The organism is Mesorhizobium sp. P2_D1, assembly GCF_056404455.1.
The window spans coordinates 44746-57942 of record NZ_JBFUDZ010000037.1 but is presented as its reverse complement, the minus strand read 5'-3'; the positions used below and the strand labels follow the sequence as shown (position 1 = coordinate 57942).

17 protein-coding genes and 1 tRNA gene are annotated in these 13197 nt (G+C 62.1%); 11 read left to right on the top strand and 7 right to left on the bottom strand.

Annotated features, from left to right (window positions below; translation table 11 throughout):
• Nucleotides 1-38: 38 nt before the first annotated feature.
• Nucleotides 39-923, bottom strand: coding sequence for a cytochrome c oxidase subunit II (locus AC1D0I_RS23480; protein ID WP_477398070.1), 885 nt, complete (start codon nt 921-923; stop codon nt 39-41).
• Nucleotides 924-1226: 303 nt separating this feature from the next.
• Nucleotides 1227-2129, bottom strand: coding sequence for a LysR family transcriptional regulator (locus tag AC1D0I_RS23475; protein ID WP_477398068.1), 903 nt, complete (start codon nt 2127-2129; stop codon nt 1227-1229).
• Between the two features lie 190 nt (nt 2130-2319).
• Here AC1D0I_RS23475 and AC1D0I_RS23470 point away from each other — a divergent pair, with 190 nt between their 5' ends.
• Both AC1D0I_RS23470 and AC1D0I_RS23465 read left to right on the top strand, forming a co-directional pair.
• A complete protein-coding gene (locus AC1D0I_RS23470; protein WP_477398066.1) occupies nt 2320-3606 on the top strand; it encodes a serine hydrolase domain-containing protein in 1287 nt (428 codons plus the stop codon).
• A gap of 31 nt (nt 3607-3637) precedes the next feature.
• On the top strand, nt 3638-4498 hold the full coding sequence (locus AC1D0I_RS23465; protein ID WP_477398064.1) for an NmrA family NAD(P)-binding protein: 861 nt from the start codon (nt 3638-3640) through the stop codon (nt 4496-4498).
• Nucleotides 4499-4578: 80 nt separating this feature from the next.
• On the opposite strand, the gene AC1D0I_RS23460 is transcribed toward AC1D0I_RS23465, so the two are convergent.
• The 3 genes from AC1D0I_RS23460 to map form a co-directional block, all read right to left on the bottom strand.
• The gene (locus AC1D0I_RS23460) at nt 4579-5301 is read right to left on the bottom strand and encodes a hypothetical protein (RefSeq protein WP_477398062.1); all 723 of its coding nucleotides are present in this window, start codon (nt 5299-5301) and stop codon (nt 4579-4581) included.
• A 418-nt stretch (nt 5302-5719) separates the two neighbouring features.
• On the bottom strand, nt 5720-6478 hold the full coding sequence (radC, locus tag AC1D0I_RS23455) for a RadC family protein (protein ID WP_477398060.1): 759 nt from the start codon (nt 6476-6478) through the stop codon (nt 5720-5722).
• A gap of 47 nt (nt 6479-6525) precedes the next feature.
• Nucleotides 6526-7353, bottom strand: a complete 828-nt coding sequence (gene map / locus AC1D0I_RS23450) for a type I methionyl aminopeptidase (RefSeq protein WP_095087741.1) — start codon at nt 7351-7353, stop codon at nt 6526-6528.
• A gap of 199 nt (nt 7354-7552) precedes the next feature.
• Between map and AC1D0I_RS23445 the strand changes: the two genes are divergently transcribed.
• The 9 genes from AC1D0I_RS23445 to AC1D0I_RS23405 all read left to right on the top strand — a co-directional run bounded on the left by AC1D0I_RS23445 (nt 7553) and on the right by AC1D0I_RS23405 (nt 12059).
• A complete protein-coding gene (locus tag AC1D0I_RS23445) occupies nt 7553-7975 on the top strand; it encodes a hypothetical protein (RefSeq protein ID WP_477398058.1) in 423 nt (140 codons plus the stop codon).
• Between the two features lie 112 nt (nt 7976-8087).
• Nucleotides 8088-8327: a hypothetical protein gene (locus tag AC1D0I_RS23440; RefSeq protein WP_477398056.1), complete on the top strand. Its 240-nt coding sequence runs from the start codon at nt 8088-8090 to the stop codon at nt 8325-8327.
• Between the two features lie 135 nt (nt 8328-8462).
• Nucleotides 8463-8759: a DUF982 domain-containing protein gene (locus tag AC1D0I_RS23435; protein WP_457155586.1), complete on the top strand. Its 297-nt coding sequence runs from the start codon at nt 8463-8465 to the stop codon at nt 8757-8759.
• Between the two features lie 66 nt (nt 8760-8825).
• Nucleotides 8826-9212, top strand: coding sequence for a DUF6074 family protein (locus AC1D0I_RS23430; protein WP_477398054.1), 387 nt, complete (start codon nt 8826-8828; stop codon nt 9210-9212).
• A gap of 225 nt (nt 9213-9437) precedes the next feature.
• Nucleotides 9438-10667 carry a pilus assembly protein TadG-related protein gene (locus AC1D0I_RS23425; RefSeq protein ID WP_477398052.1) on the top strand — a complete coding sequence of 410 codons (1230 nt, stop codon included), beginning with the start codon at nt 9438-9440 and terminating at the stop codon, nt 10665-10667.
• Between the two features lie 5 nt (nt 10668-10672).
• Complete coding sequence (locus AC1D0I_RS23420) at nt 10673-11113, top strand: TadE/TadG family type IV pilus assembly protein (protein WP_477398050.1); 441 nt, start codon at nt 10673-10675, stop codon at nt 11111-11113.
• Nucleotides 11103-11507, top strand: coding sequence for a TadE/TadG family type IV pilus assembly protein (locus AC1D0I_RS23415; RefSeq protein WP_095087747.1), 405 nt, complete (start codon nt 11103-11105; stop codon nt 11505-11507). The genes AC1D0I_RS23420 and AC1D0I_RS23415 overlap by 11 nt, the downstream gene beginning before the upstream one ends.
• Before the next feature lie 32 nt (nt 11508-11539).
• On the top strand, nt 11540-11698 hold the full coding sequence (locus AC1D0I_RS23410; protein WP_477398048.1) for a hypothetical protein: 159 nt from the start codon (nt 11540-11542) through the stop codon (nt 11696-11698).
• A 76-nt stretch (nt 11699-11774) separates the two neighbouring features.
• Entirely contained in the window at nt 11775-12059 is a 285-nt protein-coding gene (locus AC1D0I_RS23405) for a hypothetical protein (protein WP_477398046.1), read from the top strand.
• Nucleotides 12060-12141: 82 nt separating this feature from the next.
• Here AC1D0I_RS23405 and AC1D0I_RS23400 read toward each other — a convergent pair whose 3' ends face one another.
• Both AC1D0I_RS23400 and AC1D0I_RS23395 read right to left on the bottom strand, forming a co-directional pair.
• The gene (locus tag AC1D0I_RS23400) at nt 12142-12573 is read right to left on the bottom strand and encodes a pyridoxamine 5'-phosphate oxidase family protein (RefSeq protein WP_477398044.1); all 432 of its coding nucleotides are present in this window, start codon (nt 12571-12573) and stop codon (nt 12142-12144) included.
• Between the two features lie 273 nt (nt 12574-12846).
• A tRNA-Glu gene (locus AC1D0I_RS23395) sits at nt 12847-12921 on the bottom strand.
• Nucleotides 12922-13197 lie beyond the last annotated feature (276 nt).

The following is a 13197-nucleotide window of genomic DNA, read 5'->3' as shown; positions in this document are numbered from 1 at the left end:
GGCGTGATGTCGACCATAGGAACACCTCCGTGTCCTTTTCAGCGAGACCCGACCGTTTCGAGCTTTGCTGCAATTTTCAAACCTGACGCCGTCGTGTTGCCTGGCGCCTGGTCTGCCGAGCCCGTTTGCTGGGGAGCCGACAACTGGGCGAAAGTCTGCTGCTGGCCAAGCCAGGCCAGATAGTCTTGCTGGGTATCGACCATGACCACACCATGCATCAAAGGATGGCCTTGGCCGCAAAGTTCGGCGCACAAGACCTGAAAGGTTCCGGTCTTGGTCGGGGTGAACCAGAAATAGGTGACCGAGCCCGGGATCATGTCCATCTTGGCGCGGAATTCCGGCACATAGAAATCGTGCAGCACATCGATCGAGCGGAGCAGCATCTTGACCGGCTTGCCGACCGGCAAATGCAGATCAGCCGCCTCGACCACGACATCGTCCTGACCATTGGGATCGCTGGCGATCACGCCCAGCGGATTGTCAGCGGTGACGTCACGGGTGTCGGATGTGCCAAGCTTGCCGTCCTTGCCCGGCAGGCGGAAACTCCACTGCCACTGCTGGCCGACGACTTCGACGTCGGTTGCGTCGCTCGGGACGTTGACAAACCGGCTCCAGACGAACAGGCCGGGAACCAGCAACGCCGTGACCCCAACCGCCGTGACGATCGTCAGCCACGATTCGAGCCGTTTGTTCTCCGGTTCGTAGGCAGCCCGGTTTCCGTCCCGATGACGGAAGCGGAAGACGCAATAGGCCATGAACAGAACCACCGCGGAGAATACGACGCCGGTGATCCAGAAGGTGATGATGATGGTGTTGTCGATATAGCTCCAGTTCGAGGCAATCGGCGTCCACCACCATGGGCTCAGGAGGTGAAACAACACCGAGCCCACGACGACCAAAACGAGTACAAGCGCTACGGCCATGTCCCGTCCTCCCGGCATTCGAGGGCGCGCGAAGCTGTCCCGGCGAATGCCAAGGTCATCATGCTTGATTTGCGATCGAAATTCCAGAGCCGACTATCTTGACGGGAAAAATGCGCCCTTTTTGCCGCCGCGACCTTTCGAAAAGGCCGTTTCCTGGCCCTCATGCTGGATTGGCCTTTCCGCCTGATGGTTGCCGGCAGTTGCAACACCGATTCGCCCCGGATCCGCAGCGCTCGCGTGAATGGCGCTCAAATCCTTTGCAGTGCCGGCAGCCAAAAGCTTCCGCGAAACCGTGCGGATCGACTACGCGCCGACAGCAATCTCCTGGATGAAGTCCAGAAGCGCCCGGACCTTCGCCGGCGGGAGGTGGCGCGAGGGATGATAGGCATAGAGCGGATAGAGTTCCTCCGACCATTCCGGCAGGATCTGAACAAGCTCACCTCGCGACAGTAGAGGCGCCAAGCCGATCGCGAGGCTCTGGAAAATGCCTTGACCGGCCAGGCAAGCGGCGATCGCGACCGAAGGGTCATCCATCACCAGACGACTGGAGACCTTGACCTCCTTGACCTCCCCGCCGCGCCGGAACTCCCAGGGAAAGGGCAGGCCGGTCTGGGGATCGCGGAAGAGAAGCGCTTCGTGTTGGACGAGATCATCGGGTGATCGCGGCTCGCCGTGCTTTTCGAGATAGGCCGGAGCGGCGACCGTCAGGATGCGGGTCTCCAGCAGCCTGCGCACGATGAGGGATGACTCATCGGGAGGCCCGAAGCGCACCGCCACGTCGACGCCAGTCATCATCTCCTGGCGATAGTTGCTGGTCAGGAAATCGATCGACAGCAGGGGATAGCGAACCAGAAACGCCTGCAGCTTCGATGCAAGCACCATACGCGCGAACCACGGGTCCACCGAGACGCGCAGCCGGCCACGCACGACCGCCGCCGCGCCCGCGGCTTCGGCGGCCGCCTCATCCAGGCCAACCAGAAGCGGCATCACCTGCGTGTGGAAGCGGCGGCCCTCCTCGGTAAGGCTGACCTCGCGTGGATTGCGATCGAAAAGCCGAACACCGACCCGCGCTTCCAGGCGCGCGACGGCCCGGCTCACCGCCGACGGCGTCAGGCCGAGCATCTCCGCGGCGCGGGCGAAATTCCCTGCCTCCGTTACCGCTGCCAGGACACCGACACCGGTCAGAAGCCGTGTATCGAAAACCATTCGATCTCCCTTCGCCCTGCAGGTCTCCGCCGGAGCCTAACGCCATGAGCAGTGAATCTGAGTCACTTTAACACTGATCCTTATGCGTGTGAATCACGTCATGGCACGACTTACAAGGGTGACGTCCTGGCAATGCCGGGGCGAACGGCCGAGCAAATCGGATTTCCTTCGATCCGGAAAGGAGTTAGCCATGGACCACCTCACACGCAGGACGATGCTTCAGCGCGGCGGAATGCTGGGAGCCATTCTGGCTCTCGATACGGTCAGCTCCGCTTTGGCCAGAACAACGGCGGCCGGTTCGTCCGTGCGGTTCAAGGCGATCGACGCCGCCTTGCGGGACGGCGTCTCAAAGAACGACGTGGCCGGTGTCATCGCCGTCGCGGCAACACCGAAAGGCATTGTCTACGAGGGTGCCTTCGGCAAGGCGAACGTTGCAACGGGCGCACCGATGACGCTCGACACGGTGTTCTGGCTGCTATCGATGACCAAGGCCTTCACGGCGACGGCCTGCATGCAGCTGATCGAGCAGGGCCGCCTGCATCTGGATGACGACGCGGCGAAATACCTGCCTGAACTGGCCGCGCCGCAGGTTCTCGACGGCTTTGCCGAGGACGGAACGCCGCGACTGCGGCCGACCAGGCGTGCGATCAAGGTGCGCCATCTGCTGACGCATACCTCCGGCTACACCTACTCGATCTGGAGCGAGGCTCTGACCCGCTACGAGAAGGCGACGGGTATGCCCGACATCGCGACCTGCAAGAATGCTGCCTTCGCGGCACCGCTCGAATTCGAGCCTGGCGAGCGGTGGGAATACGGCATCAGCATGGACTGGGTCGGCAAGCTGGTCGAGGCGGTGTCGGATCAGTCGCTCGAGATCTACTTTCGCGAGAACATCTTTGCGCCGCTCGGCATGAAGGATTCAGGCTTCCTGATCGGGGCCGGGCAGAAGCGGCGCGTCGCCACCTTTCACAATCGCCGCGCCGACGGCGGGCTGGAGCCGGCGCCCTTCGAGATGCCGCAGCGGCCGGAGTTCTTCATGGGCGGCGGCGGTGCTTTCTCGACGCCGCGAGACTACATGGCGTTCCTGCAGGCGCTGCTGAACGGAGGCGCGCTGCATGGCGTCCGAATCCTGCGTCAGGAGACGGTCGCCATGATGATGCAGAACCAGATCGGCGAGCTGAACGTCCAGCAGATGCGCTCGGCGCAGCCGTCCTATTCCCGCAGCTTCGACCAGTTCCCGGAACAGCCGCATAAATGGGGCCTGTCTTTCGACATCAACACGCAGCCGGGACCGAACGGGCGCTCCGCCGGCAGCATCGCCTGGGCAGGCCTGCTCAACTGCTACTTCTGGCTCGACCCGGTCAAGCACATCACCGGCGCGCTGTTCACCCAGGTCTTGCCCTTTTTCGACGAGCGGATCGTCGCGCTCTACGGCGAGTTCGAGCGCGGTCTCTACCGCGGGTTCGATCTCGCCTGATCCCAGACAAACGAGAGATTGGAAAACGACGATGTATGCCATCACCGGAATCACTGGAAAAGTCGGCGGAGCGCTCGGCCGCGCCCTGCTGGAACAGGGCCGGCCTGTCCGCGCCGTGGTCAGGGACGCCAACAAAGGTGAAGAATGGGCGGCACGCGGCTGCGAGGTCGTACTTGCCGGATTTGAGGACGCCGCGGCGCTGACAGCTGCGTTCACCGGCACCGAGGGGGTCTTCATCCTGCCCCCATCGGAGTTCGACCCCGAGCCCGGCTACCCCGAGGCTCGCAAGGTCATCGACGCCATCGTCGAAGCGCTGAAGGCCGCGCTGCCGGACAGAGTGCTTTGCCTGTCGACGATTGGAGCCGATGCAGCGCAGGACAACCTCTTGTCGCAGCGCACGATGCTGGAAGAGGCGCTCTCGGCGCTGCCGCTGCCGGTAACCTTCCTGAGACCGGGTTGGTTCCTCGAAAACGCAATGTGGGATGTCGCCTCCGCACGCGAAACAGGTGTGATCTCGAGCTTCCTGATGCCTGCCGACAAGCCGTTCGCGATGGTCGCGACGAGCGATGTGGGGCGGGTCGCGGCGGACCTGATCCAGGAGCATTGGACGGGCAGGCGCGTGGTCGAACTCGAAGGCCCGCGTCGTGTCTCGCCCAACGACCTGGCGATCGCCTTCACCAAGGCGTTGGGACGGCCGGTGCGGGTCGAAACGGTGCCTCGGGACACTTGGGAGGGCCTGTTCCTCTCCCAAGGCATGAAAAATCCGGGYCCGCGCATGCGCATGCTCGATGGCTTCAATGAGGGCTGGATCGACTTCGCCAATAAAGGCGCAAATGCTGTCAAGGGACGCATTGGCCCCGAGGAAATTATCGCGACGCTTTGTTCAACGTGAAAGTCGAGACCAGGAAACAGCAACGCCGCCAGGCCAGGCCCGGCGGCGTCTTCCTAGACTGCTGTTTTGGGTCGCGATACCTACGGTGTCCCCGCCTTCTGGAGCGCGTCGGCCATTTGGTCGATCTTGCCGGCAAGGACGCCCTCGGCCCAATCCGTGACATCGGCGTCGACCGGCTTGTTGGCCATGTCCGTCAGCGCCGCGTCGAGCGATGCCTGATCGGTGCCGACCGTTGCAGCGTCAGCCGCCGCCTGGGCCTGGGCGGCCGTCGCGTTGTCGTCGGCAACAACGGCCTGCTGAGCAGTGATCTGATCGTTCAGGTCCTGGATTTGCGCAGGCGTGGCGGACGGATCCAACTGCAACGCGGTCATCTGCGCATTCAGGGCATTCAGCTTATCCTGGGCGTCGGCCGCTGCGGCGGCCGCCTCGTCAGCCGCGACCTGGGCGTTCTTGGCTATCGCGGACTGCGTCACGAAGGCCTGAATGCCGGCGAACTTCTTGCTCTTGGAGTTCATGTAGGCGTTGATGTTGCGCTGCAGCGAGTTCAGCCGGCCAAGCTTGGCATGGATGTTCTTGTCCTTGTGCACGGACTTCGTATTGACCGTGGTGTCGGTCGTTGTGTCCGTTACCGCCTTGGCCGCCCGCCCCGGAGCCGACGCAGACTTGCCATGCGAAGCCCCGCTCTTGCCGTTGCCGCCGGCGTGGCCGTGCCCGTTGCCGTTGCCTCCACCACTGCCGCCAGCATTGCCACCGCCGTTGCCGTGCCCGTTTCCGGCGAGCGCCGGAGACGCCAGAAGCGCCAATGCGGCGAGCGCCGCGAACAGAGTTTTTCGGTTTGTCATGATATCTCCTCCTTGAGGAACCTCCGCCCAACCGCTAGAGCAGCGTCATATGAGGATTCACTAACCGTGCGCAATAAACTTTAGACAAATGCGGTTTCAATGCGCGAGCCTGACAACCAATGAACTCCATAACCATTTGATATTCCAATATAAATCAACGCCATGAGACCGTCTCGGCACTGAAGTCCCATACCGGCCGGACCATGGTCCTAGTCTGCCCACCAGCGGCACGGTAACAGTCGTCGCGTGGTTGTTGGAAAGGCGTTGAAACAAGGGAAGTCGGTGGGTGCGATCCAGTGTGGCGCCACCCGACGCGTCACGCGCGAACGCCTGGCTTTCTCGCGGCGTGCACGACTTCGCCAGCGTGTAGCTCATCGCACTAGATCAGCAGCAGGCCCTTCATGCTGGAATAGCCTTTGCGCCCGATGATGATGTGGTCATGCACGGCGATGCCCAGCCGCTTGGCCGCGTCGACGATCTCCTTCGTCATCTCGATGTCGGCGCGCGATGGCGTCGGATCGCCTGACGGATGGTTGTGCACCAGAATGATCGCGGTCGCCGAGAGGTCGAGCGCGCGCTTGATCACCTCGCGTGGGTAGACAGGCGTGTGGTCGACGGTGCCGACCTGTTGCACCTCGTCGGCGATCAGCGCGTTCTTCTTGTCGAGGAACAGGATGCGGAACTGCTCGCGCTCCTCGAAGGCCATTGCCGAGTGGCAATAGTCGAGAAGCTGCGTCCAAGAGGAGAGGACCTCGCGGCCATGGACCTCGCCGCGCGCCATGCGCTGCGCGGTCGCCGCGACGACCTTCAGGTCGAGCGCCACCGCGGGGCCGATGCCCTTGACCTCCTGCAGCAATGCAAGCGGTGCGCCAAGCACTTCGGCCAGCGTGCCGAAGCGCGCCAGCAGCGCCTTGGCCACCGGTTTGGTGTCGGCGCGGGGGATCAGGCGAAAGAGCAGAAGTTCCAACAATTCGTAGTCGGGCAGGGCGTCCGGACCGGCCGTGGCAAAGCGCTCGCGCAAGCGGTCGCGATGGCCGAGATAGTGCGGCTCGTCGTTGAGCGCCTTTGCTTTCGCCGCCGGCCGGACCGGCACTTCGGAGAAGAAGCCTCGCTCGTCGTCGTCGCTTCCGGTCCCCACGAGCTGCTCCGCATTTTCCTGGGCCGGAAAGAACCGGCAAAACAAGACTAGGCCGGCAGGCCGGGGCGGTCGAGCTTGTTGGGCGACAGGGTGAAAATCTCGCAGCCGGTGTCGGTGACGCCGATCGTGTGCTCGTACTGCGCCGACAGCGAGCGGTCGCGCGTTACCGCCGTCCAGCCATCCGACAGCACCTTCACATGCGGGCGACCAAGATTGATCATCGGCTCGACGGTGAAGATCATGCCGGGACGCATCTCGACGCCCTCGTTGGCGCTGCCATAGTGCAGGATGTTGGGCGCGTCGTGGAAAAGCTGGCCGACGCCGTGGCCGCAGAAGTCACGCACCACCGAGCAGCGCTCGGCCTCGGCATAGGTCTGGATGGCGGCGCCGATGGCGCCGGTGCGGGCGCCGGGCCTGATCGCCGCAATGCCGCGCATCAGGCATTCGTGGGTGACTTCGAGCAAGCGCTCGGCGGCGCGCTTGATGGTGCCGACCGGGTACATGCGCGAGGAATCGCCGTGCCAGCCGTCGAGGATGTAGGTGACGTCGATGTTGACGATGTCGCCATCCTTGAGCGGCTTGTTGTCGGGAATGCCATGGCAGACGACATGGTTGATCGAGGTGCAGGACGATTTCGTGTAGCCGCGATAGTTGAGCGTTGCCGGCAGCGCGCCGTGGTCCATGCCGAATTCGAAGACGAAGCGGTCGATGGCTTCTGTGGTGACGCCGGGCTCGACCATCGGCACCAGTTCGTCGAGGCAGCGCGCCGTGAGATCGCATGCCTTGCGCATGCCGGCAAAGCCTTCCTCGCCATAGAGGCGGATCTGGCCGGTGTTTCTGAGTGGTGCCGTGGCGGCGTCGAGATAGGTGACCATTTTGTCCGTGTAGCCGGGTGGGCCCTGCAAGAGGCCGACGTGAAAATCTCCCCAGATTTGGCACTTGGAGGCAAAAGGTTCAAGGACGAACTGCTTGATGCATCCGCGCACCTCGGGATATTCGCCCTGTATCAGGTGATGTCTTGCCGGTTTCGCCCGGCCTGCTTTCCTTTCCGGCCATCGTGCGTTAGGTCGGGTGATGTTTTCGAGACCGGGTCCCTTCACGGCGGCCAGGCGCACCAGATTGCGCGAAGCGCCGCTGACGACAGCCTGCTCATACCTGATGGGCATGGTGCTGTTGGCGATGCTGTGCCTCGGCCGCCCGGATGTGCCAGCCTTCGCGGATGCTGCATCGGGCGGCGCCAGCATCGGCCTGGAACGGTCTGGAGAGGCGGCAGCGCTTCTGCGTGTCACCGGCAAGGCGCAAGCGCTGGAGGTTCGCGCCGGGCGGCCGGCCCTGGCCAAGTTCGCCAGCGGCCATCCCGCTTTGCCGGTTCTCGACGCTGTCTTTCCTTGGCTTGAACGGACTTCGCCAAAAACGGCTGTTTCAGGATACGAAGCGCCCTCGGGGCCTCGGGCAAATGCCCATCAGCCGCGCGCGCCGCCTACCATCGCGGCCTGAGCGGTCCAGGACCGCAGCTTCACCCCAGATCTATCCCTGTTCGCGTCGTGACCGTGCGGCGGCTGTCGGCCGTGCACCGGTCGCGCGGCGCGTCGTKTCCGGAACCATTTCAATGCAACAACGCATCAAGACATTCAAAACCCTGTCGCGCGCCGCCTCGGCTGCCGCGTTTCTCTCCGTCCAAGCGCTCATCTGCATCGGAACCGTCTATTGGGCGGTTGCCGAGACGCTCGGCCTGTCGGAAATGGCGGCACTTGTCCTCGGGGGCCTCTTCGCCGTGCCGACCGTGTTTGTGCTGATCGCCGCCACCCGCATGGCTTTCGACGCTGAGACAGATCCGGCGAACCAGTAAGCCTGGCGCGCCCTTGGCGCGGTCGCGATCACAAAGGGGTCGCGACCGCAGTGACGACACATTTCTGGGCCAAAGGCGATCGAAGCAACTTTTGACGACGAACGGCGTAGGGACGCCCGTTCGGGAGATAGGGACATGGACAGACTGCAATTCGAGGTTCCGGTGCGCATAGCACCCGCGCCCGGCCTGCCAGTCGAGGAGATCTACAGCGTCGAACAGGCGCTCGATATTCTTCAGGGCTGGCCTGTGCGCCGTCAGGGCCCGATCTATCAGAAGGCGTTCAACGCCTGCTTTGGCGCCACGGTGGACGTGGTCAAGACCGAAGACGCCTGCCGGGCGTTCATGGCGTTTTGTCGTGCAAGCGGACTGATGGCCAAGGACATGATGATGCCGCGCAAGCGTGGTGGCGAGGCGAGAACGCTGCAGGCTTGAGGGCCGTCCACCGTTTTCACCTGCCCCGATTGAAATGCCGACGATCGCGTTTGAACGGACACGGCGATGCCGTGGGCGGATCTGGACGCGTCAATGCCAGCGCCGTTAAGCTTCCGTTTCCACATTCGCGGCTACGCCATTGCTTGTTCAGCAATGGTTGATTCGTTGCGTCAGTTCATGGTTCGGAAGATGTCCCCAGAAAAAGTCCGCGCATTCCCGATTGATCGTCAAACAGTGTTGGTGAGGGAAGTCGCCGCCAAACTCGACAACCTGCATGGCGATACCGCCACTTCGTTCTGGAGGGCCAAGGCGTCGGAGTTGCTCGATCTCGTGGTCGGATCCGGCAGAGACAAAATAGCGGCCAGCGATGAAGTGCGCAGATTCTTCCATGCCGTACAGCGCGAGATGTCGGCCAGAGCCGCCGCCGGGTCGACACCAATTCTTTCCGCTTGAAGTCCGGGGCATCCGGCAAGCAGGGGCACGGGTAACTCGCTGCGCAGTTGCCCTGTTAGCAAATGGTAAACTATCTCCGGGCGCGAGCTTTTTGCTCACCGAGCTGTCCTGTGCGCGTTGATTAGCCAACAAACAGCTTGTTTTGGAAGCCAATAGATCACTGCTCAAAAATGAACCGAACTTTTTAGCCCTTCGTTCATACATGCATGTTTTCTAATCTATTTCATGACCCTCAGTTGCCTTACCCGAATTCGGCTTAGAGCGAACGGCTTTTGCCGGGGTACGAACGCAAACGTCGCCACCATCTTCGCCCTGACCTTGCCGATCGTCGTCGGTGCTGCAGGCTTAGGGGTGGAAACCTCCTACTGGTACTACAACAGCCTGAGGCTGCAGGCGACCGCCGATGCCGCTGCCTATGCCGGCGCGCTCGAACAGATCTCAGGTTCCGACAAGCCGACGATCGTCGCGGCCGCAACCCAGTCGGCCGCATCAAATGGGCTGGGCTCCGGTACGATCGTCGTCAATACGCCGCCAGCATCCGGGCCGAACACGGCGAAGAAGGCGGTCGAGGTCATCGTCGGCCAGAACCTCGACCGGATGTTCACCTCGCTCTTCACGCAGGGCCAGGTTCCCGAACAGGCGAGGGCGGTGGCCCTCATCACCAATGCATCGAAGGCATGCGTGCTCGCGCTCGATCCGTCGGCTTCGCAGGCGGCATTGTTTTCCGGCAACACCAGCGTCAAGCTCATCGGCTGCTCGGTCATGTCCAACTCGATCGCGTCTGACGCCATCAAGCTTCAGGGCTCGGCGGGGCTCCAGGCCGATTGCCTGATAACGGCGGGCGGCGTCTCTCTCAGCAATCCCGTCACGACCGTCTGCGCGGCCCCGATCACCCAGGCATTGCCTGCCGCCGATCCATTTTCCGACCTGCCGGCCCCCGCGGCCTCGAACCCTTGCCAGAACGCCAACAAGTCGACGCTGAAACCCGGCACCTATTGCAGCGGGCTCAGCCTCAGCGGCACCGTGACGCTGCAGCCCGGCGTCTATGTCATCCAGAGTGGCGATTTCAAGGTGAATGCGAACGCCAATGTCTCTGGTGACGGCGTCACCATTTACCTCGCTGGCTCCTCGCGCGTGTCGATGAACGGCAACGCCACCGTTTCTTTGAGTGCCCCGACATCAGGCACTTATTCCGGCGTGCTGATGTATGGGGACAGGACGAGCACAGGCGGACAGAGCACTTTCAACGGCACGGCGGCTTCGCTGCTGACGGGCGCGCTTTATTTCCCCAAGCAGCAGGTGAACTATCTCGGCAACTTCTCCGGCCAGAACGGATGCACACAGGTCGTTGCGGACATGATCCAATGGTCCGGCAACTCAACCATCAGCCAGGATTGCACGAGCCTCGGAATGCGCGACATTCCGGCCACGCAGTCCGTGGCACTGGTCGAGTAGCCGCCATGAAACGCCGTCCGATGCCGATGCTGCGCGATGATGCGGGGGTTGCCGCCGTCGAGTTCGCGATGGTCCTGCCCTTCCTGTGTGTGGCACTGCTCGGCATCGCCGATGGTTGGTCCTATATGACGAACTCGATGTCGATGCGCGCCGGCGTGAAGACTGCCGCAAACCTGATCCTGGGAGGATCGACCAATGATACGGCGACCCAGGCTGTTGCCATTTCGAGCTGGGAGAAGCGGCCCTCGGATGGCCAGGTCACGCTAAGCCGGATTTACATGTGCGGGACGACCGTGGTCGACGCTTCGGCCTTGTGCAGTGGGCCGAAGGTGCCATCGGTCTATGTTCAGATCCAGGCATCGGCCACCTGGGTGCCGCCCTTCACCTTCGGCGTTTTTTCCGGCTCCAGCGTCATCGGCCACTCGGAGGTTATCCGTGTCCGCTAGGGCAGGCGCATTCAGACGGGATCGATCGGGTGGCGCCGGGTTGGAATTCGCGCTGATCGCGCCCTTTCTCATCATGCTGCTGTTCGGGATCTTCGCCTTCGGCTGGGCGATGAACTCGGTGTCCAGCGTTCGCTATACGCTGGAGACATCATCACGCTCGCTGCAGCTTCAGAACACGCTGACCCAGGCCGACATCCAATCCATCGCCACACAGAAATTGCAGGCCCTGGGTTTGAAGGATGTGAACGTCACGATCGCCATCGATCCGGCGAGCGGTGGCTTCCGCATGGCGCATCTGACCGCAACCTATGCCTTCGCCATCAACTTCCCCTACTTCAGCGATTTCCCGATCAACTATGCGACCACCGTTACCGTGCCGCTGGTCGGCAGTTAGGCGCGTGGCCTGCCTGGGTATGGGCTTTTGGCGTGACGCAAGACGGGTACGATTCTCAGGGCTATTGCGTCAAGGCGCACGCGATTGATTGGTGTCACAGCGGCGAGCAGCACGATGCCGACTTCAACGAGCAGCAGACGACAAACATACGCCTTGCGCAGCAGATCGTTCAAACGCTGCGGGTGATCTGATCAAAATTCCCGATGAGAATAGTGAAGCCCGCTGCCTCTGGTGGCGGGCGTCCGCATGGTAAGTCTCGCAACAGCCATGGCAGATACCATCATGTCCTCACCAAAGGAGGGAGCTATGGTTTCGGCTATTGCAAGTCAGCATCGGCAGGTACCTGACACTCAACTGAAAGCGACAAAGCCAGAAACAGTCGACGGATTCGCGCCAGGCAAGAGCGCCGACAGCGTAGGACATCGCGCCAAGGCAATGGTTGCCGAAACAGGCGACACAGATCCTAACGCGCAGGGTGGCGCTGCATCGAGAATCGCCAGAATGGACATCACCGTGTTGACACCGCCGCCCGAAGAAACGCTTGCGGAGTAAAACTAGGCTGGGGGCACCATCATGCCGGTTGCCTGCCTCACTGTGGCGGGCTTTCTGACTGGGGCCGGATCATTCCCCAAACCTACAAGTCGCCGCCGGTAAGCTCAAACACGATTGGTTCGCCCCGGAAATCAGAGTAGCGGATCCAGCGGGGCAGAATTGTGAATAGTTGTGCCCCTTGCTTCAGAAACTCTGCTTCAAGCGGACAGTTCGCTATGTGAACATCCCTTAACCGCTGTTCTTCGTCAGCCTTGGCAGGCCGGGCCCGGCCCTCAATTTGAACGGTGACGTTTTCGTCCCAACCGATCACGATGGCGATCCGGCTGTCTCGTTCGATATTTGCCAGCTTCCGACTTCCAGGAAAACTGTCGAACACGATGTTGAGATCCTCGCCCAACGTCACCTGTATGACGGCTGCCTCTGGAGACCCATCCGGATTTACGGTGCTGATAGCCCCGAGTTGATGCCTAGCCAGAAAATCGCGAACAAGTTGCCATCGATCGTCCCTGTGCATTTTGACACGTCCTCCGCGCGAATGGCCGCGACCCTATCATCGGCACCCAAGCCATAATAGTTGTGCGCCCGCTGCCTGACGGTGGCGGGCTTTGACTTTACAGTTTGAGAGCGACCCTGGCCTGCTCTTCACATCACGTCCATGTCGCACGGACCTACCGGTAGTCGCAGGAACGTCGGCGGAATCAACCAGGTGCCGTCCACGCAAATTCGCGGACGTTTATTCGGCGGATATTCGACGGACGAGGGGGAGCCACTAAGTGCTTGAAAAGTCTGGTACGCCCAAGGGGAATCGAACCCCTGTTACCGCCGTGAAAGGGCGGTGTCCTAACCGCTAGACGATGGGCGCGCTCAGACGAAGCGGCTTATACTGGCGTTGTGCCCAACCGGCAACCCGTCAGGTGCCGCCTTGGACAACTTTTTTCCAGCCTGCCAAAACAGGGATGTTGTCGCGCCTGGCGAGGCGCCGGTGTGCCGCCAATTATGCCGAGTGGCGGCCCTGCCAAAGTGGGCAAGGGCAAGGGAGGGAAGACTTTGGTCCGCGCAGGGTACATGCCTTGGCGCTCGGCGGAGACACCTATCGCGCTTCGTCATCCACGGGCGGAGCAAGGAGCGAAGCGACTCG

Excerpts from the sequence above, each read along its gene's own strand:
- AC1D0I_RS23480 (WP_477398070.1), bottom strand. The coding sequence starts at position 923 with ATGGCCGTAGCGCTTGTACTCGTTTTGGTCGTCGTGGGCTCGGTGTTG.
- AC1D0I_RS23475 (WP_477398068.1), bottom strand. The coding sequence starts at position 2,129 with ATGGTTTTCGATACACGGCTTCTGACCGGTGTCGGTGTCCTGGCAGCG.
- AC1D0I_RS23470 (WP_477398066.1), top strand. The coding sequence starts at position 2,320 with ATGGACCACCTCACACGCAGGACGATGCTTCAGCGCGGCGGAATGCTG.
- map (WP_095087741.1), bottom strand. The coding sequence starts at position 7,353 with ATGGTCACCTATCTCGACGCCGCCACGGCACCACTCAGAAACACCGGC.
- AC1D0I_RS23445 (WP_477398058.1), top strand. The coding sequence starts at position 7,553 with ATGTTTTCGAGACCGGGTCCCTTCACGGCGGCCAGGCGCACCAGATTG.
- AC1D0I_RS23440 (WP_477398056.1), top strand. The coding sequence starts at position 8,088 with ATGCAACAACGCATCAAGACATTCAAAACCCTGTCGCGCGCCGCCTCG.
- AC1D0I_RS23435 (WP_457155586.1), top strand. The coding sequence starts at position 8,463 with ATGGACAGACTGCAATTCGAGGTTCCGGTGCGCATAGCACCCGCGCCC.
- AC1D0I_RS23430 (WP_477398054.1), top strand. The coding sequence starts at position 8,826 with ATGCCGTGGGCGGATCTGGACGCGTCAATGCCAGCGCCGTTAAGCTTC.
- AC1D0I_RS23425 (WP_477398052.1), top strand. The coding sequence starts at position 9,438 with ATGACCCTCAGTTGCCTTACCCGAATTCGGCTTAGAGCGAACGGCTTT.
- AC1D0I_RS23420 (WP_477398050.1), top strand. The coding sequence starts at position 10,673 with ATGAAACGCCGTCCGATGCCGATGCTGCGCGATGATGCGGGGGTTGCC.
- AC1D0I_RS23405 (WP_477398046.1), top strand. The coding sequence starts at position 11,775 with ATGGCAGATACCATCATGTCCTCACCAAAGGAGGGAGCTATGGTTTCG.
- AC1D0I_RS23400 (WP_477398044.1), bottom strand. The coding sequence starts at position 12,573 with ATGCACAGGGACGATCGATGGCAACTTGTTCGCGATTTTCTGGCTAGG.